At 69.2% G+C, this 21,192-nt stretch carries 23 protein-coding genes; 9 read left to right on the top strand and 14 right to left on the bottom strand.

Translation table 11 applies throughout. The features are described 5' to 3' along the window. Positions 1-40: 40 nt before the first annotated feature. Positions 41-532, bottom strand: coding sequence for a glutathione peroxidase (locus HQ308_RS09135; RefSeq protein WP_204866400.1), 492 nt, complete (start codon positions 530-532; stop codon positions 41-43). A 67-nt stretch (positions 533-599) separates the two neighbouring features. On the opposite strand from HQ308_RS09135, the gene HQ308_RS09130 reads away from it, so the two are divergent. Genes HQ308_RS09130 through HQ308_RS09120 form a run of 3 tightly spaced genes read left to right on the top strand, consistent with a single transcriptional unit; the run spans position 600 to position 4,351 of the window. Next, on the top strand, positions 600-935 hold the full coding sequence (locus HQ308_RS09130; RefSeq protein WP_081821049.1) for a hypothetical protein: 336 nt from the start codon (positions 600-602) through the stop codon (positions 933-935). A 48-nt stretch (positions 936-983) separates the two neighbouring features. Then, a complete protein-coding gene (locus HQ308_RS09125) occupies positions 984-2,387 on the top strand; it encodes a sigma 54-interacting transcriptional regulator (RefSeq protein WP_222627689.1) in 1,404 nt (467 codons plus the stop codon). Then, complete coding sequence (locus HQ308_RS09120) at positions 2,387-4,351, top strand: VWA domain-containing protein (RefSeq protein WP_056446995.1); 1,965 nt, start codon at positions 2,387-2,389, stop codon at positions 4,349-4,351. The genes HQ308_RS09125 and HQ308_RS09120 overlap by 1 nt, the downstream gene beginning before the upstream one ends. Before the next feature lie 6 nt (positions 4,352-4,357). Here the strand turns inward: HQ308_RS09120 and HQ308_RS09115 are convergent, their stop codons facing one another. Genes HQ308_RS09115 through rpmB form a run of 6 tightly spaced genes read right to left on the bottom strand, consistent with a single transcriptional unit; the run spans position 4,358 to position 6,811 of the window. Next, the gene (locus tag HQ308_RS09115; RefSeq protein WP_027504144.1) at positions 4,358-4,819 is read right to left on the bottom strand and encodes a hypothetical protein; all 462 of its coding nucleotides are present in this window, start codon (positions 4,817-4,819) and stop codon (positions 4,358-4,360) included. A gap of 53 nt (positions 4,820-4,872) precedes the next feature. Continuing rightward, complete coding sequence (locus HQ308_RS09110; RefSeq protein ID WP_056447002.1) at positions 4,873-5,799, bottom strand: AEC family transporter; 927 nt, start codon at positions 5,797-5,799, stop codon at positions 4,873-4,875. Positions 5,800-5,830: 31 nt separating this feature from the next. Further along, positions 5,831-6,085, bottom strand: coding sequence for a 30S ribosomal protein S18 (gene rpsR, locus HQ308_RS09105; RefSeq protein WP_027504142.1), 255 nt, complete (start codon positions 6,083-6,085; stop codon positions 5,831-5,833). A 12-nt stretch (positions 6,086-6,097) separates the two neighbouring features. Beyond that, on the bottom strand, positions 6,098-6,403 hold the full coding sequence (gene rpsN / locus HQ308_RS09100) for a 30S ribosomal protein S14 (protein WP_222638315.1): 306 nt from the start codon (positions 6,401-6,403) through the stop codon (positions 6,098-6,100). After that, positions 6,403-6,573, bottom strand: coding sequence for a 50S ribosomal protein L33 (gene rpmG / locus HQ308_RS09095; protein WP_027504140.1), 171 nt, complete (start codon positions 6,571-6,573; stop codon positions 6,403-6,405). Before rpmG ends, rpsN begins: the two co-directional genes overlap by 1 nt. A 1-nt stretch (position 6,574) precedes the next feature. Next, positions 6,575-6,811 (bottom strand): 50S ribosomal protein L28, encoded by a 237-nt coding sequence (gene rpmB, locus HQ308_RS09090; protein ID WP_027504139.1) that lies wholly within the window; start codon positions 6,809-6,811, stop codon positions 6,575-6,577. A 148-nt stretch (positions 6,812-6,959) separates the two neighbouring features. Here rpmB and mrf point away from each other — a divergent pair, with 148 nt between their 5' ends. From mrf to HQ308_RS09065, 5 genes are read left to right on the top strand one after another with little or no spacing between them, the layout of a single operon-like run. Next, complete coding sequence (gene mrf, locus HQ308_RS09085; RefSeq protein ID WP_222646235.1) at positions 6,960-8,258, top strand: ribosome hibernation factor-recruiting GTPase MRF; 1,299 nt, start codon at positions 6,960-6,962, stop codon at positions 8,256-8,258. Beyond that, positions 8,255-8,512: a type B 50S ribosomal protein L31 gene (locus tag HQ308_RS09080; RefSeq protein ID WP_027504137.1), complete on the top strand. Its 258-nt coding sequence runs from the start codon at positions 8,255-8,257 to the stop codon at positions 8,510-8,512. Before mrf ends, HQ308_RS09080 begins: the two co-directional genes overlap by 4 nt. A gap of 3 nt (positions 8,513-8,515) precedes the next feature. After that, the gene (gene rpmF, locus HQ308_RS09075) at positions 8,516-8,692 is read left to right on the top strand and encodes a 50S ribosomal protein L32 (protein WP_056447007.1); all 177 of its coding nucleotides are present in this window, start codon (positions 8,516-8,518) and stop codon (positions 8,690-8,692) included. Positions 8,693-8,709: 17 nt separating this feature from the next. Further along, positions 8,710-9,189 (top strand): cation:proton antiporter regulatory subunit, encoded by a 480-nt coding sequence (locus HQ308_RS09070; protein ID WP_027504135.1) that lies wholly within the window; start codon positions 8,710-8,712, stop codon positions 9,187-9,189. Between the two features lie 3 nt (positions 9,190-9,192). Beyond that, a complete protein-coding gene (locus HQ308_RS09065) occupies positions 9,193-10,368 on the top strand; it encodes a cation:proton antiporter (protein ID WP_027504134.1) in 1,176 nt (391 codons plus the stop codon). Here HQ308_RS09065 and HQ308_RS09060 read toward each other — a convergent pair. The 3 genes from HQ308_RS09060 to HQ308_RS09050 all read right to left on the bottom strand — a co-directional run bounded on the left by HQ308_RS09060 (position 10,283) and on the right by HQ308_RS09050 (position 14,615). Continuing rightward, complete coding sequence (locus HQ308_RS09060) at positions 10,283-10,816, bottom strand: DUF1992 domain-containing protein (RefSeq protein WP_027504133.1); 534 nt, start codon at positions 10,814-10,816, stop codon at positions 10,283-10,285. The two genes, HQ308_RS09065 and HQ308_RS09060, sit on opposite strands and share 86 nt — an antisense overlap. A 27-nt stretch (positions 10,817-10,843) precedes the next feature. Then, positions 10,844-13,228, bottom strand: a complete 2,385-nt coding sequence (locus HQ308_RS09055) for an ATP-binding protein (RefSeq protein WP_056447009.1) — start codon at positions 13,226-13,228, stop codon at positions 10,844-10,846. Positions 13,229-13,364: 136 nt separating this feature from the next. Further along, entirely contained in the window at positions 13,365-14,615 is a 1,251-nt protein-coding gene (locus tag HQ308_RS09050; RefSeq protein ID WP_027504131.1) for an Ig-like domain-containing protein, read from the bottom strand. 124 nt (positions 14,616-14,739) lie between these two features. Here HQ308_RS09050 and zwf point away from each other — a divergent pair, with 124 nt between their 5' ends. Next, the gene (gene zwf, locus HQ308_RS09045) at positions 14,740-16,197 is read left to right on the top strand and encodes a glucose-6-phosphate dehydrogenase (RefSeq protein ID WP_056447015.1); all 1,458 of its coding nucleotides are present in this window, start codon (positions 14,740-14,742) and stop codon (positions 16,195-16,197) included. A 1-nt stretch (position 16,198) separates the two neighbouring features. Here the strand turns inward: zwf and HQ308_RS09040 are convergent, their stop codons facing one another. Genes HQ308_RS09040 through HQ308_RS09025 form a run of 4 tightly spaced genes read right to left on the bottom strand, consistent with a single transcriptional unit; the run spans position 16,199 to position 21,057 of the window. Beyond that, entirely contained in the window at positions 16,199-17,407 is a 1,209-nt protein-coding gene (locus tag HQ308_RS09040; protein ID WP_308115725.1) for a lipase family protein, read from the bottom strand. A 6-nt stretch (positions 17,408-17,413) separates the two neighbouring features. Then, the gene (locus HQ308_RS09035) at positions 17,414-18,706 is read right to left on the bottom strand and encodes a hypothetical protein (RefSeq protein WP_222646185.1); all 1,293 of its coding nucleotides are present in this window, start codon (positions 18,704-18,706) and stop codon (positions 17,414-17,416) included. Then, positions 18,693-19,805, bottom strand: a complete 1,113-nt coding sequence (locus tag HQ308_RS09030; protein ID WP_027504128.1) for a glycosyltransferase — start codon at positions 19,803-19,805, stop codon at positions 18,693-18,695. Before HQ308_RS09030 ends, HQ308_RS09035 begins: the two co-directional genes overlap by 14 nt. After that, a complete protein-coding gene (locus HQ308_RS09025) occupies positions 19,792-21,057 on the bottom strand; it encodes a hypothetical protein (protein WP_200933706.1) in 1,266 nt (421 codons plus the stop codon). The genes HQ308_RS09030 and HQ308_RS09025 overlap by 14 nt, the downstream gene beginning before the upstream one ends. Positions 21,058-21,192 lie beyond the last annotated feature (135 nt).

The following is a 21,192-nucleotide window of genomic DNA, read 5'->3' as shown; positions in this document are numbered from 1 at the left end:
CCCCCGAACTTCGACCCCCCGAACGTCGAGCCCCCCTGGCTCAGCCCTTCGCGAGAACTTTCTCGATGGGCTTAGCGAGCTTCTCCGGCTTGGTGGTCGGCCCGAAACGGTCGACCACCTTGCCGTCGGCGTCGATGAGGAACTTGGTGAAGTTCCACTTGATCCGGCTGCCCAGCACGCCCGACTTCTGGTCGCGCAGCCACTTGTAGAGCGGGTGCGCGCCGTCGCCGTTCACCTCGATCTTCTCGTGCATCGGGAACGTGACGTCGTACCGCAGCGAGCAGAAGTTCTTGATCTCGTCGGCGTCGCCGGGCTCCTGGTGCCCGAACTGATCGCACGGGAAGCCGAGAACCACCAGCCCCTGCGGCCCGTACGTCTTGTTCAGAACCTCGAGGCCCTCGTACTGCGGCGTGAATCCGCACTGCGAAGCGGTGTTGACGATGAGGAGCGGCTTGCCCTTGTAGGCGGCGAGGTCGACGGGCTCGCCGTCGATGGTCGTGGCGGTGAAGTCGTATGCACTGGTCTCGGTCACCGCTCGACGCTACCGGCAGGAGGCCACATCGTGTTTGGTCTGTTCTCGGCGAGGGTAGACGCGGGCCATGACTCAGGACCACCGTGACGGCGACCCGGACGGCGGAATGAAGGAGGGCAGCTCGGAGCGCGAGCCTCGCGACGACGAGCGGACCTTCCGCGCACACGCCGGCGAGGCCATCGCCGATGCCCGGAACTGGCCCGGCTACTTCCTCATCGCACTGGGCCTCGGGGCCATGGGTCTCGGGCTCACTGCCGCAGGAGGCGGTTTCGAGGGGTGGGTGATGATCCTGTTCCCGGCCACCGTGATCCTCTGGGCCGCCGGTCTGACAGTGATCCTGCTCGAACGCAAGCGCGTCAAGAACGCCGAGGGCAAGGACCTGACGGACCCGTCGGGGCACTGATCGAGCTGTGCACGTGCCGAAACGGCTCGACGCTCGTACGTTGGAAGGGTGACCCAGTCTCCCAGTAGTCGAGATCCACACCCGCGCGCGACCACCCTCGGTGAACTCCGCGCGTCGGGACACGTCCAGAAGACAGTCAAGAACGAACTCCGCGACAACCTGCTCGACGCCCTGCGCGAGGGCCGCGACGCATGGCCCGGCATTCTCGGATTCGAGAACACCGTCCTTCCGCAGATCGAACGCGCACTCCTCGCCCAGCACGACGTCGTTCTCCTCGGCGAGCGCGGGCAGGGCAAGACCCGCCTGCTCCGTACCCTCGCCACGCTGCTCGACGAGTGGACGCCCGTCATCGACGGCTCCGAGCTCGGTGAGCATCCCTACGACCCCATCACCCCCGCCTCGATCCGCCGGGCAGCCGAACTCGGCGACGATCTGCCGGTGTCCTGGCGCCATCGCTCCGAGCGGTACTCGGAGAAGCTGGCGACCCCGGACACGTCGGTGGCCGACCTCGTCGGCGACGTCGACCCCGTGAAGGTCGCCGAGGGCCGCAGCCTGGGCGATCCGGAGACAATCCACTTCGGCCTCGTGCCGCGTACCCACCGCGGGATCGTGGCGATCAACGAGCTGCCCGACCTCGCCGAGCGCATCCAGGTGTCGTTGCTCAACGTGATGGAGGAGCGCGACATCCAGATCCGTGGCTACACGGTGCGGTTGCCCCTCGACGTGCTCCTCGTCGCGAGTGCGAACCCGGAGGACTACACCAACCGCGGTCGGATCATCACTCCGCTGAAGGACCGGTTCGGCGCCGAGATCCGCACCCACTATCCGATCCTGCTGACCGACGAGATCGCGGTCATCGAGCAGGAGGCCGACCTCACCGCAGTCGTGCCGCCGCACGTGCTCGAGGTGCTGGCGCGGTTCACCCGGCTGCTGCGTGAATCGCCGTCGGTCGACCAGCGTTCCGGCGTCTCGGCTCGGTTCGCCGTCGCCGCCGCCGAGACCGTCGGCGCGGCCGCCGTGCACCGTGCCGCCGTGCTGGGCGAGTCCGATCCGGTGGCTCGACCCGTCGACACCCAGACGATCGTCGACGTCCTGCGGGGCAAGGTGGAGTTCGAGTCGGGCGAGGAGGGACGGGAGATCGAGGTTCTGAACCACCTGCTGCGGCGGGCCACAGCCGACACCGCACGGGACTCGCTCGGCGGTATCGACCTGGGCCCTCTCGTCACGGCCGTCGAGCAGGGTGAGCCCGTGATCACCGGTGATCGAGTCACCGCGAAGGTGCTGCTGAACGAGTTGCCGGATCTTCCTGTCATCGACGAGATCGCCGAGCGTCTGGGCGCGACCTCCGACGGTGAGCGCGCCGCGGCTGTCGAGCTCGCGCTCGAGGGTCTCTACCTCGCACGTCGAATCGGCAAGGACACCGGCGACGACGGGCAGACGGTGTACAGCTGATGGCGGGCCACAACTCCCGGTACGGGCCGTACGTCGACGGTCCGGATCCGCTGGCGCCACCCGTCGATCTGCGGGAGGCGCTCGACGCGATCGGTCAGGACGTTCTCGAAGGTGCGTCGCCGCGCCGCGCGATGCAGGAGATGTTGCGTCGCGGGACGAAGAACATGCGCGGCCTGGACGATCTCGCCGCGCGGGCGAACCGTCGTCGGCGGGAACTGCTGAAGAACAAGAATCTCGACGGCACCCTGCAGGAGGTGCGCGAGCTGTTGGACGAGGCGGTCCTCGAGGAGCGCAAGACCCTGGCCCGTGCGCTGGATGACGACGCCCGCTTCCAGGAGATGCAGATCGCCGAACTGCCTCCGTCGACGGCGCAGGCCGTGCAGGAGCTCGCCGACTACGACTGGCGCAGCAGCGAGGCGCGGGAGAACTACGAGAAGATCAAGGATCTGCTCGGCCGCGAGGTGCTCGATCAACGCTTCAAGGGCATGAAGCAGGCACTCGAGGGGGCCACCGAGGAGGACCGTGCTCGGGTCGCCGAGATGCTGTCCGATCTCAACGACATGCTCGACGCCCATGCGCGCGGGGAGAACACCGACGAGCAGTTCGAGAAGTTCATGCGCGATCACGGTGAGTTCTTCCCCGAGAATCCCGAGACCATCGACGACCTGATCGATGCTCTCGCGGAGCGGTCCGCGGCAGCGCAGAGGCTGCGGAACTCGCTCTCCGCGGAGCAGCGTGCCGAGCTGGACGCGTTGGCGCAGCAGGCCTTCGGCAGCCAGGACCTGATGGACCAGCTGTCGCGACTCGACGCGAATCTGCAGTCGGCCCGGCCGGGGGAGGACTGGGACTCCGCCCAGAAGTTCCGCGGTCAGGAGGGCATGGGACTCGGCGACGGGACCGGTGTGCTGCAGGACATCGCCGAACTCGAGGAGCTGGGGGACCAGCTCTCGCAGCAGTACAACGGTGCGGCGCTCGACGACATCGACGCCGATGCGTTGCTGCGCCAACTGGGTCCGGAGGCGGCCGCGGACGCGCGGACGTTGGCGGACCTGGAGAAGGCGTTGCAGCAGGAGGGTTTCCTCGACAAGGGGGCCGACGGACAGTGGCGCCTGTCCCCGAAGGCCATGCGGCAGTTGGGGCAATCGGCTCTGAAGGACGTCGCGGGCGGCATGGCATCGCGCCGCGGTGAGCGTGACACCCGCCGAGCGGGCGCGATGGGCGAGCCCACCGGTGCGTCGCGCGCCTGGGAGTTCGGCGACACCGAGCCGTGGGACGTCGTCCGGACGGTGACCAACGCCGTCCTGCGCACCGCGACGGAACCTCGCGGAGACGGCGAGACCGGAGTGCGTCTGGCCGTCACCGACGTCGAGATCAGCGAGACCGAGCTACGGTCACAGGCCGTGGTGGCCCTGCTGGTGGACACGTCGTTCTCCATGGTGATGGAGGGTCGCTGGGTTCCGATGAAGCGGACGGCGCTGGCGTTGAATCACCTCGTCAGCACGCGGTTCCGCGGCGACGATCTGACGATGATCGGTTTCGGACGACACGCGCAGACGCTCACACCGTCGGAACTGGCGGGGCTCGACGGCGCGTGGGACCAGGGCACCAACCTGCACCACGCGCTGATGCTGGCCACGGCGCACCTGCGGCGCAATCCCAACGCCCAACCCGTGGTGCTCATCGTCACGGACGGCGAGCCGACCGCCCATCTCGAACCGGACGGCCACGCCTTCTTCGATTATCCGCCGCATCCGCGGACCCTCGGGTTGACGGTCAGGGAGCTCGACACCCTGGCGAAGATCGGTGCGCAGGTGACGATCTTCCGGCTGGGAGACGATCCCGGTCTGGCCCGTGTCGTGGACCGGATGGCCCAGCGCGTGGGCGGGCGGGTCGTCGCACCCGATCTGGACGGACTCGGTGCCGCAGTGGTGAGCGACTATCTGAGCGCCCGCAGGAAGCGCTGAGCCGGCTCAGGTCCCGTTGAGCACCGTGCGGGTGCCCACCGGGGCCGCGAGCTGCAGCTCCATGGTCCCGTACACGGCGATCATGATGCAGGACTTGTCCTTCGCGGATTCGAGGGTGCCGGTCCGGACGGTGACCACCACCGTCTCCTCGGTCTCCTCCACGGTCGCGTCGGCGCCGTAGCACTCGGGAGTGCCGGTGACGAAGTGCACCGCGATCCGGTTGCCCGGCAGCGCGGTCCACGCCTCGAACGGTGTGGACTGCGCCATCACCAGCGACGCGCCGGGTGTGAACTCGGTGCCCACCTGGTCCGCGGCCACCTCGTGGGGAACCGGCGGTGAGCCGGGGACGGGCACGAGGTCGGTGGGGGACGCCGCGCCGGTCTCGAGGTCGCCGGCGTCGCCGGGGTCGGAGGAGCCGCATCCGCCGAGTGCGACACACAACAGCAGCCCCAGGGCGAACGACCTCATGACCTCCACGGTAGCGCGGCCGCGCGCGGGCCCGGCCGAGCTCGCTCCCACGGTCACGCGAGCAGCGCGGCGACGAGGGCGATGACGGGAACGGACACCAGCGTCGTGACGAACGCGGTGTCGCGTGCCAGCACGGTTCCGCGGCCGTAGCGGGTGGCGTAGATGAACACGTTCTGCGCGGTGGGAAGCGCTGCGATGACCACCACGGCGAAGAGGTCGTGGCCGTCGATGCGCCACACCCACCGCGCCAGGACGTAGGTGAGGACGGGCAGCACGGCCATCTTGAGAAAGGTCGCCAGCGCGACGTCGCGGCGCGGTCCGGCTCCCCGCTCGAGCACGCGTACGCCCTGCAACGACATGCCGAAGGCGAGAAGGGCGCCGGGAACGCTGGCGCCGCCGAGCAGTGCGAACGGCTGCATCACGGGGTCGGGCAGGCTCAGACCCGTCACGGCGAGCGCCAGTCCGGCGAGGCCGGCGAGGACGATCGGGTTGGTGAACGGGGCTGCCACGACACCGACCAGCGAGGTGCCGCGCGACGACGTCGAGACGTCCAGGATCGTCAGGGCCAGCGGCGAGTAGATCATGATCTGGAAGAGCAGCAGCGGCGCGACGAACGAGGCGTCGCCCAGGACGTACACGGCGATGGGGATGCCGAGGTTGGCCGCGTTGACGTAGGACGCGGCGAGTGCCCCGATGGTGGCCTCGGGGACCGTGCGCTTCGTGATCGTCAGGGCGATCACCAGATACAGGGCTCCGACCAGCAGAGCCCCCACGGCCGTGATGGCGAGTGTGGGGGAGAAGATCACCGACAGGTCGGCGCGGGCGAGGGTGTCGAACAGCAGCGCCGGAGTGGCGACGAAGAACACCATCCGCCCCAGAACGAGTCCGCCGGACTCACCGAGTACGCCCGTACGGGCGACGACGTAGCCGATGAAGACGACCACGAAGATGACGGTGAATCCGGCGAGAACTCCTGACACGGGGGGCCTGTCAGCCCCTACCGGTCGACACTCAGCGGGTGGTGAACGGAAGGAGCGCCATCTCGCGTGCGTTGCGCACGGCGGTGGCGACCTGACGCTGCTGCTGGGGGGTCAGCCCGGTGACACGGCGGCTACGGATCTTGCCGCGATCGGAGATGAACTGACGCAGCAGGTTCACGTCCTTGTAGTCGACCTCGGTGATGCCCGCCGCGATGAGCGGGTTCTTCTTGGGCTTGCGATCCTTCTCGACCCGATCCTTCTTGGACGGGCCCCTCTTCACTGCCATGAGTTCTCCATCTCACCAACTGCTCTTGTGGACGCCGGGAAGTTCCCCGCGATGTGCTCTCTCTCGAACGCCGATGCGGGAGAGTCCGAATTTCCGGAGGTACCCGCGCGGGCGACCGTCCGCAGCGTCTCGATTGCGCAATCTTACCGGACTCGCATCGCGCGGTAGACGCTGGAGAGCCCGCTGCGCCGCGAACCGGTCCTCGTCGCTCGTCGAGGGCCTCCGGATCAGCTCTTTCAGCTCGTGGCGACGTGCCGCGTGGCGGGCGACGATCTCGGCCCGCTGGGTGTTGCGGGCGATCTTCGACTTCGTGGCCATCAGCGTTCCTCCCGGAAATCGACGTGTCGACGCACGACGGGGTCGTACTTGCGCAGGACCAGTCGGTCGGGATCGTTGCGCCGGTTCTTCCGGGTGACGTACGTGTGGCCGGTGCCGGCGGTCGACGTCAGTTTCACGATCGGCCGGACGTCGGTGCTCTTGCTCGCCATGTCAGAACTTCTTTCCGGCCGCGACGAGCCGCGTGACGACGGAGTCGATGCCGTCGCGGTCGATGGTCTTGATCCCCTTCGCCGAGACCGTCAGCCGCACTCGTCGGCCGAGGCTCGGTACGAAGTAGGTCTTGTGCTGCACGTTGGGGTTCCACCTCCGACTCGTGCGGTGGTGGGAGTGCGAGACGGACTTCCCGAAGCTCGGGACCCGTCCTGTGACGTCGCAGTGCGCGGACATCGCGAACCCTTCCTCTCTGTCGACTGGTGACCGGTGACTTTATCGACAACAGTTGTCGACAAGCGCTGTATCGGAACTGTACGCTCGGACGCCGGTAACTGACAATCGTTGTCGACAACTCGAAGAACCGAAAGGACGTGCAGTGCCGATGGAGAACCTCGAGGCGCCCGACAGGAGAACGCCCCTGGTCGTGGTGTGCGGGCCGGAGGATCTCGGCGCCGCGGTGAGCGCGACGTTCCAGGAGCCGGGCACGATCGTCCTGCACCACGACCTCTCCGACGCCACCGTCGGTGTCGTGCGGCGGCGGACGGTCCGGATGGACGACGACGGCACGCCGACCACCCGGGTCGTCGACCTGGCGGGTCTCGGGTGCTGCGTCTCCTGCCTGCTGCGGGAGGATTTGCTGCCCCTGCTGCGATCGGTCTCCGCGGACTCGTCCGTGCGACGCATCGTCGTCCGGGTCGATCCCTCGCTGGAGGTCGAGGCGATCTGCTGGGCGATCGAGAACACCGTCGTCACCGGAATGGTCGGCCGGGTGGACGCCATGGCGTCGCGAGACGTGCGCATCGAGGCGGTCGTCGGCTGCGTCGACGGCGCGACCTGGCTGTCCGACGCCACCGGCGACGAGCTCGTCGGCGAACGGGCGTTCCCGCCCGGGCCCGACGGCGGTCAGGTCGTGGATCTTCTCGACGACCGCACCGTCGCGCAGGTCGCGGTCGGCACCGTTCGAGGATCCGATCTGCTGGTCGTCGCGGACACCGGAGTCGATCGGTGGGACGCCGCGCGCCTCGATGCGGTACTGGCGCGGCTCGCACCACGCGCGCCGCGGGTCTGGATCCTGCCGCGCGAACGTCCGCGAGACCTGCTGGCCCGCGTTCCGGCGACGGCGCGGCGAGGACTCGTCGACGACGCCCACGCGCCACTGCTCGACGGGCAGCCGCCGCTGTCGGCGGAGTGCGGCGTCACCCTGGTCGAGTTCACGGACCGACGGCCGTTCCACCCGGGCCGGCTGCACGACGCGATCGATGTTCTCCTCGACGGTGTCGTCGCCACCCGCGGTCGGCTGTGGGTGGCCACGCAACCCGACGCCGTGCTGTGGCTCGAGTCCGCCGGCGGTGGGCTCCGGGTTGCCTCCGCGGGCTCGTGGCTCGCGGCCATGGCACCGGACGACTACGAGGAGGCGCCCACCGCCCGCCGCGCTCTCGCCGCACTCGCATGGGACGAGGAGTACGGGGACCGCGCGCAGTCGCTGGTGGTGCTGGTGCACGAGGCAGATCCCGAGCACGTGTACGCGGCGCTGTCCGACGCGCTGCTCACGCCGGACGAGCTCGAGACTCCCGAGCTCTGGGCCGAGTGGGCCGACCCTTTCGGGCAGTACCACGAAGATCCCTGCGAGACAGACAGTTCCGCCGTCGGGGCGGACGACGACAGAAGGGCTGCACAGTGAAGAAGAACGTACATCCGGACTACCATCCGGTCGTGTTCCAGGACTCCGGGACGGGATCGATGTTCCTGACGAGGTCGACCGTCACCAGCGATCGCACCGTCGAGTACTCGGACGGTCGCACATATCCGCTGGTGGTCGTCGACGTCACCAACGAGTCGCACCCGTTCTGGACCGGCGCGGCGCGGGTGATGGACACGCAGGGACGCGTCGAGAAGTTCGAGCGTCGCTACGGCACCCGCACGAGAAAGGCCTGACCCGTGGCTGTTCCCAAGAGGAAGATGTCCCGCTCGAACACGCGCAGTCGACGCTCGCAGTGGAAGGCGACACCGCCGGATCTGGTGTCCGTCACCGTCGGCGGCGTGACGCACCGGGTGCCGCGTCGGCTGGTGAAGGCGGTGCAGACGGGACTGTTGGACCCGTCACGACTGACCTGAGGGGCTAGCATCGCCGCATGAACGTCGACGTCACCCTGCTTCCCGGCATCGGGGTACGCAAGGATTTCGCGTTGTCCACGGGGCGACGCATCGGGGTCATCACGCGCAAGGACGGCACGAACGAGCTGATCGTGTCGAAGAAGGAGGACCCGGACTCGACGCAGGCGTCGATCACGCTGACGAACGAGGAGGCGGCGGCGCTCGGCAACCTGCTGGGCACGCCGCAACTCGTCGCGCAGCTGGGGGAGGAGCACCGCGACCTCCCCGGTATCCGGACCCGGCAGTTGCCGATCCACGAGGGATCCCGCTTCGACGGCCGACTTCTCGGCGACACCGCCATGCGGACCAAGACCGGGGTGTCCATCGTGGCGGTCATGCGGGCGGGGCAGGTCCAGCCGTCGCCGCCGCCGAACTTCACCCTCGTCTCGGGCGACCTGCTCGTCGTCGTCGGAACGAGCGACGGTCTCGATCACGCAGCGAAGATCCTCGGTAGCTGACGGGTGGGAGAGACTGCGCTCGGACTGACCGAGCTGGGCGCTGTCTTCTTCGCGCTGGGGTTGCTCGCCAGGCTCGCTTCGCGGATCGGCATGTCCCCCATCCCGTTCTATCTGCTCGCCGGGTTGTTCTTCGGCAACGGCGGCATCGTCGAGCTCGACGGCATCGACGACTTCACCCATCTCGCGAGCGAGATCGGCGTGGTGCTGCTGCTCCTGCTCCTCGGACTCGAGTACACCGCGAACGAACTGGTCACCGGGCTGCAACGGTCGTGGACCGCGGGCCTGGTCGACCTGGTGCTGAACTTCGTGCCCGGTGCGGTGACAGCGCTGATTCTCGGCTGGGGACCGATCGGCGCCCTGGTGCTCGGCGGTGTCACCTACATCTCGTCGTCCGGCATCGTCGCCAAGGTGCTCGGTGACCTGGGCCGACTGGGCAACCGCGAGACGCCCGTCGTGCTGTCCATCCTGGTGTTCGAGGACCTCATGATGGCGCTCTATCTGCCGATCCTCACCGCGGTGCTCGGCGGCGTCAGCATTCTCGGCGGCGCCGAGGCCGTGGGGATCTCCCTGTTGGTCGTCGCCGTCGTGCTGGTCGTCGCACTGCGGTACGGGTGGGTGGTGTCGAAGGTGGTCGCCAGCCGGGACCGAGAGGTGGTGCTGCTGAAAGTCTTCGGGCTCGCCCTCCTGGTGGCCGGAATCGCGTCGGCGATGCAGGTGTCCGCGGCCGTGGGGGCGTTCCTGCTCGGGATCGCCATCTCGGGATCCACCGCCCAGGCCGCCACCCGGGTGCTCGAGCCCTTGCGTGACCTGTTCGCGGCCATCTTCTTCGTCGTGTTCGGATTCAACACCGACCCGCGCTCGATCCCGCCCGTCCTCGGGTACGCGGTGCTGCTCGCGGTCATCACCGCGGTGACCAAGGTGGCCACCGGCGCGTGGGCCGCGAAGCAGATCGGCGTGGGACAGCTGGGCCGGATGCGTGCCGGGGCAGCACTGATCGCGCGCGGCGAGTTCTCCATCGTCATCGCGGGTCTGGCCGTCGCGGCCGGCGCCGTGGAGAGCGAGCTGGCCGCACTCGCCACGGCCTACGTGCTGATCATGGCCGTCGCCGGACCCATCGCAGCCAGGGTCGTCGAGCCCGTGACGCTGCGCGTGCTGGCGGCGCGGGGTCCGACGTCATGAGACCGGCCTGTTGCAGCGATGCCTTCTTCGCCGCGAGCGCTGCCCGAGCCGCTGACCGGTCCCGGGTCCACTGCGCGACCACCTCGTCGGCGTCGACGCGGCCGATGGGTACCTGAGGTCCCACGGGCGCCCGCAGCCAGTCCATGATGCGCGCGTTCAGATCCTTGACGATCGCACGGACCGCGTCCTCGGACCGTACGTCCCGCAGCGCCTCCGGGAGACGCTCGACCTCCTTGCGCAGGCGGAGCGGCGTCGGCAGAAGAGCATCGCCCGAGAGGTTCTCGCGCTTCAGATACCCCCGCACCCAGGACAACTCGTCGGTGCTCGACGGCGGGATCGGCTTGCCGAGGCCCGGCAGGTTCTCGAAGGCGCCGTTCTCCTGAGCGGACGCGATCTGCCGGTCCACCCACGTCTGGACACTGATGTCCGACGGCTTGCGTTCCGTCATGCGACGAGACCTCCTGCGCTGCTGTGCCTATCCGACGGGGTCGGACCCGAGCTCCTCCACGAAGTCCCGGACCAGTTGCTCCGCGATCACCCGAGCCTTGACGTTGGCGGCCTGACTCATCGTCGCGATGTGGTCGAAGGCCGCCTCCGGCGACATCCGCTGCGTGACCATCAGCAGGCCAACTGCCTGACTCAGGACACTGCGGCTGTCGAGCGCCGTGCGCAGCGAGGACACCTCGCGTTGCGCGCTGCCGAGCAGCTGCTCCCGCAACCGGGCGAGCTCGAGGTGCACCCGGACACGTGCGACGAGCTCCGCCGGCTGGAACGGCTTGGTCACGTAGTCGTCCGCACCGAGGCGGAGGCCTTCGACGACCGACTCGGATCCCGCACGTGCACTGAGCAACACGATCGGGACGCGCACCAGCCGGCCGTCGGACCTCGCCTCGTCGACGAGCGAGAGACCGGAGCGTCCCGGCAGCATGATGTCGCTGAGGATGACGTCCGGCGGGTGGGCGCGGGCGTGCGCCATCGCGGAGTCGACATCGGCGAACATGGTCACGTGCCAGTTCTGTTCGCGGAGCAGTCCGACGAGGTAGTCGCGCATGTCGGCGTTGTCCTCGACGAGCACCACCTGGCGCTGATCGGGTGTCGGATCGGTCCGGACGCCGTCCAGCGGTCGCCAGGTGTCGGCTTCACCGATGTACCCGGCGCCCAACGCTTCCGCGACCTCCTGTGTGGTGGCGTCGGAGGCGGGCGGCGCGGACGCCACCGTGCGGGGAAGCGTCACGGTGAACGTGGATCCCGTGCCGTCCGGGCCGTCGCTCACGTCGATGGTGCCGTGCAGGGCGGCCACGAGGTCGCGCACCAGGGAGAGTCCGACGCCGGACCCCTCGCGGCTGCGACCGGCGGCGGCCGCGACCTGATAGAACCGGTCGAAGATCTTCGCTCGGTCGGCCTCGGGGACACCCGGCCCGGTGTCCGTGACCGTCAACGTCACCGTGTCCGCGTCGTCTCGCAGGCTCACGGTCACCGATCCCGCCGTCGTGAACTTGACCGCGTTGGACACCAGGTTCATCACCACGTGAGTCCACATCGTGCGGTCCATCTCGGCGAAGCGGTGGGTGACGCCGTCGAGTGCGAGGTGCAGTTCCACGCCGGCCCGCGCCGTCGCGTCGCGGAACATCGAGGCGCAGTCCGTGGTGAGCGAGACGATGTCGGTCGGTTCGAGAGACACGACGAATCCGTCGGCATCGCCGCGGGCGACGTCGAGCAGGGTGTCCACCAGTCGCTGCAGTCGCAGTGCCGCGCGCCGCGCGGTCTGCAGCGATCGCACCCGGTGCGGCGGCAGTGGGTTCTCCTGGTCGTCCACCACGTCGCCCAACGGACCCAGGAGCAGTGTCAGCGGGGTGCGGAACTCGTGGCTGACGTTCTCGAAGAACCGGGTCTTGGCAGCATCCAGCTCTTCCAGGTCGCGAGCCCGGCGGCGTTCTGCCGCATACGAGTACGCATCCGTCAGCGCCGTCGAGATGCGTCCGGCCACCAGATCGAGGAACACGCGGTACGGCTCGTCGAAGCGCCGCAACGCGCTGATGCCGGCCACGAGAACGCCGACGGGTCGGCCCGACGACGCGTGCAGGGGGAGCACGACGGCGGTCGTGCCCACGATCTCGCCGACACCGCTCGTGCTGACGCGATCGATCACGCCGCGATCGACGGTCGTGGCGGTGTGCGGCCGACCGGGGAGCGTCGCGGACGTCGAGGCGACGGGACGGATCTCGCCGAGTTCCGCGTCGTGGGTGGTGCGGAGGTGGATGGACGCGAACGGCACGTCGGCCTCGTTGCCGGCGAGCAGGTCCAGTGACGCCCGGCAGACGTCGTCGATGTCGCGGGAGGCCACGGAGATCGAGCCCAGCTCGTGCAGCACCGACATGCGGCGCTCCGCCAGCACCTGCTGGGTCACGTCGGTGGTGGCGACGAAGACCCCGTTCACCGTGTCGCCGGAACCGAGGATCGGGCTGTAGGAGAACGTGAAGAACGTCTCCTCGAGGTAGCCGAAGCGGTCCAGCAGGACGCGCTGACGGGTGCGATGGACGGCGGTGCCGCGCAGGGCGTCGTGCGCCAACGGGCCGAGCTGCTCCCAGCCGACGCGCCAGCAGTCCGCGGCGCGCTGGCCCACGGCCTCGGGAAACAGGTCGCCTGCCATCGGGGTGTAGGCGTGGTTGAAGAGCTGGACCAGATCCTCGCCCCACCACACGAGCTGTCCCACCTCGGACGGGAACAGCGTGCGGATGGCGGTCACCAGTGCGTCCGGCCAGTTCTCGACCGGTCCGAGTGACGTCGTCGACCAGTCGAACTCGCGATGGGCGGTCGAGGTGGCGTCCGTGCCGGGGAACAGCTCGTCGCGGGTCGTCACGCGACCACGTGCATCATGCGAGCACACCCGTCATGCGCTGTGTGCTGTCGTCGTCCCCGGCATTCCTGATGAACCTTCCTCGCGCGTCTCCGTACAGTGTAAAGGTGCGCGCGGGGTGGTGACGACTGCGAGCGGATCAGGCCAGCGCACTCCCGGCGAGCCACTCGGACCACGGGACGCTCCAGTCACCGTTCTGCCACTGCTGCAGCGGTGCACCGCCGGTGTCGCGCACCTCGACGACGTCGCCGGGCACCGAGAAGTCGTAGAACCAGGACGCGTTGGCCCGGCTCAGGTTGAGGCAGCCGTGCGAGACGTTGGTGTTGCCCTGCGCCCACACGGTGTCCTCGAGTTCGTGCAGGTAGATGCCGTCGTTGCTGATGCGCGTCGCGTAGTTGATCGACTCCTTGTACCCGAGGCGCGAGTTCACCGGCAGGCCGTACGTCGAGGAGTCCATGATCACCGGGTTCGCCTTGTCCAGCACGGTGTAGACGCCGGGCTGAGTCCAGAACGTCAACGTCTGGCCACCGACGGTCTCGCTGCCGCCCATGCCCATCGACGTGGGCATGGTGCGCACGAGCGTGCCGTTCTCGTACACCTCTACCTGCTTGGTGTCGTCGTCGGCGACGGAGACGTGCGAGTCGCCGATGGTGAACGACGTGGTGACGTCCTCCTGTCCGAAGAGGCCCTCACCGACCTCGACGCCGTACACCTTCGCGGAGATGGTCACCGCGGTTCCGGGCGTGTAGTAGTTCTCCGGCCGCCAGTGGACGTTCTGGTCGTCGGCCCAGTACCAGGATCCGGTCACGGCGGGCGTGGTCTGGACGGACAGCGTGCGCTCGGCGGCGGCGCGGTCACCGATGGGCTCGTCGAAGTGCACCACCGCGACGATGCCGACGCCGAAGGTGCCCCCGTCCGTGAGCAGGTTGCCGCCCGACGTCACGAAGGACGGCAGCGTGTAGTTGTCCGGCTCCACGGTCGTGAACGTGCTCGTCTGCTCGTGCGCGGCGCCGTCGGTCGCCTCGGTGTCGATCTCCAGTGAGTACTGCTTCCCGTAGCCGAGCGTGGTGGCCGGCTTCCAGGTGGATCCGTCGGGTGTCACGACCCCGTCGACGACGACACCGTCCGCGTTCGTCATCCGCACCGCGGTGATGGTGCCGTTCGACGCCGTCACGCTCACCGGCGCGAGCGGGTTGACGTCCGCCGCGCCGTCCGGCGGGTCGAGGGTGAGGGTCGGCGCGGGTGCGGCCTGCGTCGTCTCCGGCGCGCCGCCGGAATCACCTCCCGAGCCGCCGTCACTCGATCCGATGGTGCAGGCCGAGGCCAGCAGCATCACGAACGCGAGGCACGCCAGGAGAACGGTGCGGAGAAGGGCAGGACGGGACGACATGCGGGTGCTCCGTAAGGTGCGGAATCGGGCAGCGCGACGACACGGCGCTGACCACCACGGTAGCGCGTGCGCGGCGCTCACCCCCGCCGAGCGGGAGTGCGGGTTCGATGGAAGCATCGCGGGCATGACCACTACTCGCCGCCGATCCTCCGTCCCGGACGCGTTGCCGCCCCAGGTGGTCGTCCTCTTCGGTGCCACCGGAGACCTGGCCAAACGCAAGCTGCTCTCGGGGATGATGCACCTCGTCCTGTCCGAACTGGCGCCGCGGATGCGCGTCGTCGGTACGTCGTTGCAGGAGATGACGTCGGACGAGTTCCGAGCGATGGCGAAGGAGGCGATCGAGCAGTTTTCCACGCGCACACCGACGGAGGACGAGTGGGACCGCTTCGCGACTCGCCTGACCTACGTGCCCCAGACCGCCGGCCCGCAGGCGTTGTCGGACGCGGTGGCAGCGGCGGAGAAGGAACTCGGGGACGGCGTGCAGCGGCTGCACTATCTGTCGGTACCGCCGTCCGCGGCGCTCGCCGTCATCGACATGCTCTCCGAGGCGACGCTCGTCGAGCGGGCCCGCATCATCATGGAGAAGCCGTTCGGCACCGATCTCGCCAGCGCCGTCGCGCTCAACGCGGCTGTGCACGAGACCTTCGCCGAGGAGCAGATCTTTCGCATCGACCACTTCCTCGGCAAGGAGCCGGCGCAGAACATCCTCGCGTTCCGCTTCGCCAACGGTCTCTTCGAGCCGATCTGGAACCGCACGTTCATCCAACACGTGCAGATCGACGTGCCCGAGACTCTGGGACTGGACGGCCGCGCCGGCTTCTACGAGTCGACGGGTGCCTTCAAGGACATGGTGGTGACCCACCTGTTCCAGGTACTGGCCTTCACGGCCATGGAACCGCCCACCGCGCTGGAACCCGAGGCGATCAAGGAGGAGAAGAACAAGGTCTTCCGCTCCATGCTTCCCCTCGATCCGCGGAACGTCGTGCGCGGCCAGTACTCCGGCTACCGCAGCGAGAAGGACATCGCCCCCGACTCGGACACCGACACCTTCGTCGCCCTGAAGTGCCACATCGACAACTGGCGGTGGGCGGGTGTGCCGTTCTATCTCCGGACCGGCAAGAAGCTGGCCGAGGGGCAGCGCATCATCTCGATCGCGTTCCGGGAGCCGCCCAAGTCGATGTTCCCGGCGGGCTCCGGCGTCGGCGCCCAGGGGCCGGACCACCTGACCTTCGACCTCACCGACTCGTCGAAGGTGTCGCTCTCCTTCTACGGTAAGCGGCCGGGCCCGGGCATGCGCCTGGACAAGCTCAGCATGCAGTTCGCGCTGCACGAGACGGAGAGTGCCGCAGACGTTCTGGAGGCGTACGAGCGGCTGATCCTCGATGCGATGCACGGGGATCACACGCTGTTCACCACCTCCGAGGGCATCGAGCGGCTGTGGGAGGTCTCGGCACCGCTGCTCGAGGACCCGCCGCCCGTCCGGTCCTACGCGCCGGGATCGTGGGGTCCCAACGCGATCCACAGTCTGGTCGCGCCCGATGCGTGGCGGCTGCCGTTCGAGCGCGAGTGGCGCGGGGAGTGACCTAGTTGCAGGTACTCGGCGCCGGTGTCCCGGCGAACCGGCCGTCCAGCCACTCCGCCGGCGCACTTCCGAGGTTCAGGATGCCGTGGCCCTGTCCCGGTGCCTCGCGGAGCTCGATGGTGTCGCCGAGTGCGCACGCTCGCTGCACCGCGGCCACTGTCCACTCCGGGAGTGCGAGTCGATCCAGTTCGCCGTAGCCGACGAACATGGGCGCGGTCGCCGCGGCGCCCGGCACTCCGGCCTCGGTGAGCCACGCGCGCAGACGATCTGCGGCGGCCTCGTCCACCGGTGCGTAGTCCGACGGTGTGACAGACTCGGCGATCGCGCTCTCGAGACCGTCGTTCTCGCCCTCGCAGGCGGCGAAGACGTCCCGACGTTCGTACAGCACACCGCGGAGGTAGTCGGTCACCTGGAGGTCGGGGTGCGCGACGGACAGCCCTGTCAGGACCGACGGCACCAGCGCGACCTGTTCGGCGGTGAGTGTTCCGGCCACCATCGCGTCGACGAGCGGGCTCAGGTCGGTCGCGGGGGACATGCTGATGGTGCCGACGAGGCGGAGTCCGTCGCCGTAGTCGGCGGCCCGTTCGTTGGCGGCCCACACCGCCTGCCCGCCCTGGGAGACGCCGTAGCCGATCCAGGAGTCGGACGCCGTCGGTTCCACCTCGCGCGCTGCGCGCACCGCGTCGATCACGTTGTTGCCGGCCGTGGCGGCATCGAGGTACGGGTGCGGACCCGGGGTGCCCAGGCCCTCGTAGTCGGTCATGGCGACCACGTAACCGTTGGCGAGGAAGGGGATCACGGTGGTGAGCGCCCCCAGCAGCCCGATGTGGGTGGACGGCGCGCACCGACTGTCGGTACCGGTGGTCGCGTGGCCGACGGCGACGACCGGCCACCCACCCGCCGGTGGGTCGCCGCGAGGAACGAGGACCAGCCCGCTCACCTCGGTGGCGGAGCCGTCGATGCCGGAGGTCGAACGGTAGAGCACCGTCTTCGACACCGCTGTCAGGGTGGCGAGTGCGGGATAGCCCGCGAAGTCACGAGGGGTGCCCAGCAGTGAGCCCGCGGCGACGTCGGTGAGAGAGTCGACGGCCGTCTCCGGGGCCGACTCTCCCGGCAGCCCAGCGCAACTCGCGCAGAGGACGGCCAGCACCGACAGCCAGGTCAGCGCGACCTGGCGGCGCGCGGTCGTCGTCCCGATGATCGCGGCCACCGCACGTCACTCCCCGTCGGAGCGCAGGTCGGCCGTGTTCCGGCTCAGCAAACCGACAGGATCGACACACGCGCGGGCGAGGGCACGGTCGACCGTCTCGGTCTCGATCATGCCGCTGCAGAACGACGCCGAGTACGAACGTCCGCCCTGGACCTGCGAGACGAGGATCGAGATGCCGTCCGGGCCGTCGGGTTCGAGAGAAGCCGTCATCTGCCGGGGCCGACCGTCGTCGAGCCAGGGAAGATGGTCGTAGATCGAGAGGGTGCCCAGGTCGCTCACCGCGAGTCGCGGTCGGTCGGGCACCGTGACGACGTCCTCGCTCGGCGCCGGTGCCGGGGCTGTCCGGTGACCCTTGAGAGTTGCTCGGGCATCGGCCATTCCGAGCACGGCGATGGGCCAGCCGGAGTCGATGACCTGCTTCATGACACCGGCGACGTCACCCGGCGTCGGCAGCACGGGCAGGCGGACCGGGATACCGATCGCGAAGTTGCCGTGTTCCGCGCGGTGCTTCTCGTCGAGGTACCGGCGGCAGTTGAAGAGGATCATGACGTGCTCGTCGAGGGGGACACCCTCGGAGCGCAGAGCGGCGACGAGCAGAGCCACCGACACCGACGCGCCGGTGGCGCCCGGCGCGTTCGCCTTCGACCACGATCGCAGTTCCGCCACCTGCTCGGGACGCATGTAGGCCGCGCGCGTGGTCTTCGACGATTCCCAGTGCTCGATACGGCGCGTCGGCGCCCCGTCGGCCGTCGCGTCACGCCGTTTGTGGACGGCGCGCAGGCGCCGGAAGTCCTGCAGGGCACGAGGGTTGGATCGGTAGTGCCGCCGCAGAGCACTCCACGTGGCGTTTCTCGGCAGCGACGGCGCCATGCTGCGTGCGATCGCGAAGCCGGGGTCGCTCGCGGCGGCGCCGACCAGCAGTACACCGAGCTGACCGTCGCCCACGCCGTGGGAGTAGTGGACCACGGCGTAGTCACCGCACAGCACGATCTCCACGGGGGCGCGTACACCGTCGCGGGTGCGCACCCGGTCCATCAGCTCACCGAGGTCGTCGGTGGCCAGATCCGGCCTGCTGGTGACGGCAGTGCCGGCGCCGATGTCGGTGCGGTACGCCCAGTTCCGACTGTCCGAGCGGGGATCGAGCCGGATGCGGGAGGTGGGAGACGCGTTCTCCGCCGCGGCGAGCATCGCCCGCGCGGCGTCGACGTCGAGACCCGCCGTCGGCCCGACGACGGCGAGGGTCTGCGCGGACGCGAAGGTGCGGTCGAGTTCGGTCGACGGGTACTCAGACTGCGGCATCGATCACCTCCTGCATCCGTGAGCGGAAGTTGGCTCGCGAGAAGCCTTCCGCCCAGACGCGGATCTGCGCTCGATCGAACTGGGCCGGGTCGAACGACGTCATGGCGTCGGCGAAACCGGTGACGATCTCGTCGTCGGTACCGGGCTGCACGTGCAATCCGGTGGTGCCGTGGATGACCGAGTCGACGGCACCACCCTCACCGAGCGCGATGACCGGGGTACCGGTGGCCATCGACTCGACGGGAACGATGCCGAAGTCCTCGATGCCGGGCATCAGCAGTGCACGCGTGGAGCGGTGGAGCTCGAGCAGCTTCTCGTGCGAGACGCGGCCGAGGAACACCGTCTTCGGTCCGGCGAGGGCGCGGCACTGCTCCATCGCGCGGCCGTCGCCGGCGACAATGAGCGGTACGTCCGCCAGGGCTGCCGCACGGATCGCGATGTCGGGACGCTTGTACGGCACCAGGCGACCGGCGAGCAGGAAGAAGTCCTCACGCTCCACCGTCGGATCGGGAGTGAAGCCCTCGGTGTCGACGGGTGGGTGCACCACCACGGCGTCGTCTCGTCCCCACCAGCGCGAGATGCGGTCCGCGACGGCGGTCGAGTTGGCGACGACGGTGGTCAGACGCGGCGCGGCTCCTGTCTCGCAGCGCCGTGCGACGGCCGACAGTGCCGTGAGGATCGCGGCACCTGCGCGGCCGCCGCCCTCACCCGCCCGCAGTTCCGGATCCCACGCCCAACGCGCCGGGCTGTGCACGTAGGCGATGACGGGAGCGTCGGTCGCGTGCACGGCCTGCGTCGCGAAGGCGTGGTGGCTCACGACGACGGCCTCGGCGTCGCGCAACGGCAGACGACGGAACGCCGTCGGCATCAGCGGCAGGACCGGGGCGTAGGACCGCTGACCGATGCCGTTGTAGATCGAGTTGAGCCACGTGGTGTTCGGCGGCGTGGTCAGCCCGGCGGGAGTTCCCTCGGGACGGGCGATGGGTGCGTACACGCGCGCGCCCGGCCACTGCAGAGCGAGCTGTTCGACGACGTGCTCGGATCCGGCGATCTCGGTGAAGCGCTCGTGGACGATCGCGATCTTGTCAGTGTCTGGCATTGTGTCCGACCTGTTCCTCGGGGCGCTGGGAGGCCGTGCGTCCACCCGGGGCGGGATCGGACCGGCGCTTGCGGCCGGACGGTTGCACGACGAGGTGAGTGTGGATGCCGAACGTCCGCAGCTGCTTCAGCACTCCCTCGGCAGCTCGGCGGTCGCGTCCACCGGACGACAGTAGTACCACCGCGGTCTCGACGTCGTGCACGTCGACGAAGGTCCACCACTCGCTCGTGAGGTCGGCCCCGACGAGTGCGTCCGGGTGGCGGGGCTGCCCGCCCGTGGAGAGGGAGGTGGGAGCCGGATACACGGCGTCGTCACCGACGAGTACCAGCACGTTCTGCTCGATGCGACCGTGAGCGGCGTGGCGAGCGCCGGCCGACCGGGTGCCGTTGCCGTTGCTGCCGTTCCCGTTGGACGACGACGCGCCCCGGTCCGACGCGGCCACCGTCGCGGCGACGATGGGCGGCAGGCCCGTGGTCACCTTCGGATCGAAGTCGGCCTGGTACTTGCGAGCGACGCGGCGGGCCCACGCGGGCCGCGGACGACGCCCGAGTCGACTGCGCAGCAACACGATCAGCTCGGCGGCGACGATGAACGCCACCAGACCCGCGACGGAGGCCTCCGAGGCCGGCATCGGTGAGACGGGGGCGGTGCTCTGCTCGGGCACGGCGAGCACCACCAGCTGGTTCCCGCCGCCCGTGCTCTGGAGCTGTGTCAGCTGGTCGCGGAGGTCGGCGAGCGACTGGTCCGATGCGGAGCGGGCGGGGTCGCCCGGGATGAGCTGGGAGTTGCGGGCTTCCTCGGCCGCGATCGAGGCTTGAACCTGCTCGAGCTGCCCCTGTGCGTTGCGGGCGGCGTTGGCCGACGACGCCTGCGACACCGTGGTCACCGTGGTGCGGGCGACCTCGAGGGCGAGCTCGGGGGAGTCCGCGGTGACGGTGAAGGTGAGCAACGCCGGCGACGTTCCCGGGGCGAGCTCGAGGTGGGAGGCGAGCTCGCCGGCGTCCCAGCCGGTGTCGACCTGCGACAGCACCTGATCGAGCACGTCGTTGTCCGCGGCCAGCCCGATGAACGGGGCGCGCAGCTGCTCGATGAACGCGTCGCCGGGGATCACCTCGCCGGTCGCCCGGATCTCCGTCACGACGGATGCCGCGTACTGCTTCTCGGTGCCGTACTCGCGGAGGGCGAAGACGCCGGCGCCGACGATCAGCGCGATGATCAGAGCGGGAAGGAACGCGCGTCCCAGTTCCCGCATGTGCCCGGCGAGATCTATCGGCGGAGGTACGTCTCCGCGGTGCACGGGGTCGTCTACGGGCGCCAACCGAATCTCCTCGAGTTGCTGGTGCGCGTGCGGTCATGCCCGGTCGACGGCATGTTCCATTCGATACTA

The sequence above is a fragment of the Rhodococcus sp. BP-241 genome, assembly GCF_019836145.1.
In the GTDB taxonomy this organism is placed as follows: Bacteria; Actinomycetota; Actinomycetes; order Mycobacteriales; family Mycobacteriaceae; genus Rhodococcoides.
Note: the sequence above shows the minus strand (reverse complement) of the source record. Positions and strands in the feature narration are given on the sequence as shown.

Excerpts from the sequence above, each read along its gene's own strand:
- HQ308_RS09035 (WP_222646185.1), bottom strand. The coding sequence starts at position 18,706 with ATGCCGCAGTCTGAGTACCCGTCGACCGAACTCGACCGCACCTTCGCG.
- HQ308_RS09025 (WP_200933706.1), bottom strand. The coding sequence starts at position 21,057 with ATGCGGGAACTGGGACGCGCGTTCCTTCCCGCTCTGATCATCGCGCTG.
- HQ308_RS09030 (WP_027504128.1), bottom strand. The coding sequence starts at position 19,805 with ATGCCAGACACTGACAAGATCGCGATCGTCCACGAGCGCTTCACCGAG.
- rpmB (WP_027504139.1), bottom strand. The coding sequence starts at position 6,811 with ATGTCCGCGCACTGCGACGTCACAGGACGGGTCCCGAGCTTCGGGAAG.
- HQ308_RS09130 (WP_081821049.1), top strand. The coding sequence starts at position 600 with ATGACTCAGGACCACCGTGACGGCGACCCGGACGGCGGAATGAAGGAG.
- rpmG (WP_027504140.1), bottom strand. The coding sequence starts at position 6,573 with ATGGCGAGCAAGAGCACCGACGTCCGGCCGATCGTGAAACTGACGTCG.
- zwf (WP_056447015.1), top strand. The coding sequence starts at position 14,740 with ATGACCACTACTCGCCGCCGATCCTCCGTCCCGGACGCGTTGCCGCCC.
- rpsR (WP_027504142.1), bottom strand. The coding sequence starts at position 6,085 with ATGGCAGTGAAGAGGGGCCCGTCCAAGAAGGATCGGGTCGAGAAGGAT.
- HQ308_RS09050 (WP_027504131.1), bottom strand. The coding sequence starts at position 14,615 with ATGTCGTCCCGTCCTGCCCTTCTCCGCACCGTTCTCCTGGCGTGCCTC.
- mrf (WP_222646235.1), top strand. The coding sequence starts at position 6,960 with ATGGAGAACCTCGAGGCGCCCGACAGGAGAACGCCCCTGGTCGTGGTG.
- HQ308_RS09115 (WP_027504144.1), bottom strand. The coding sequence starts at position 4,819 with ATGAGGTCGTTCGCCCTGGGGCTGCTGTTGTGTGTCGCACTCGGCGGA.
- HQ308_RS09070 (WP_027504135.1), top strand. The coding sequence starts at position 8,710 with ATGAACGTCGACGTCACCCTGCTTCCCGGCATCGGGGTACGCAAGGAT.
- rpsN (WP_222638315.1), bottom strand. The coding sequence starts at position 6,403 with ATGGCCACGAAGTCGAAGATCGCCCGCAACACCCAGCGGGCCGAGATC.
- HQ308_RS09060 (WP_027504133.1), bottom strand. The coding sequence starts at position 10,816 with ATGACGGAACGCAAGCCGTCGGACATCAGTGTCCAGACGTGGGTGGAC.
- HQ308_RS09120 (WP_056446995.1), top strand. The coding sequence starts at position 2,387 with ATGGCGGGCCACAACTCCCGGTACGGGCCGTACGTCGACGGTCCGGAT.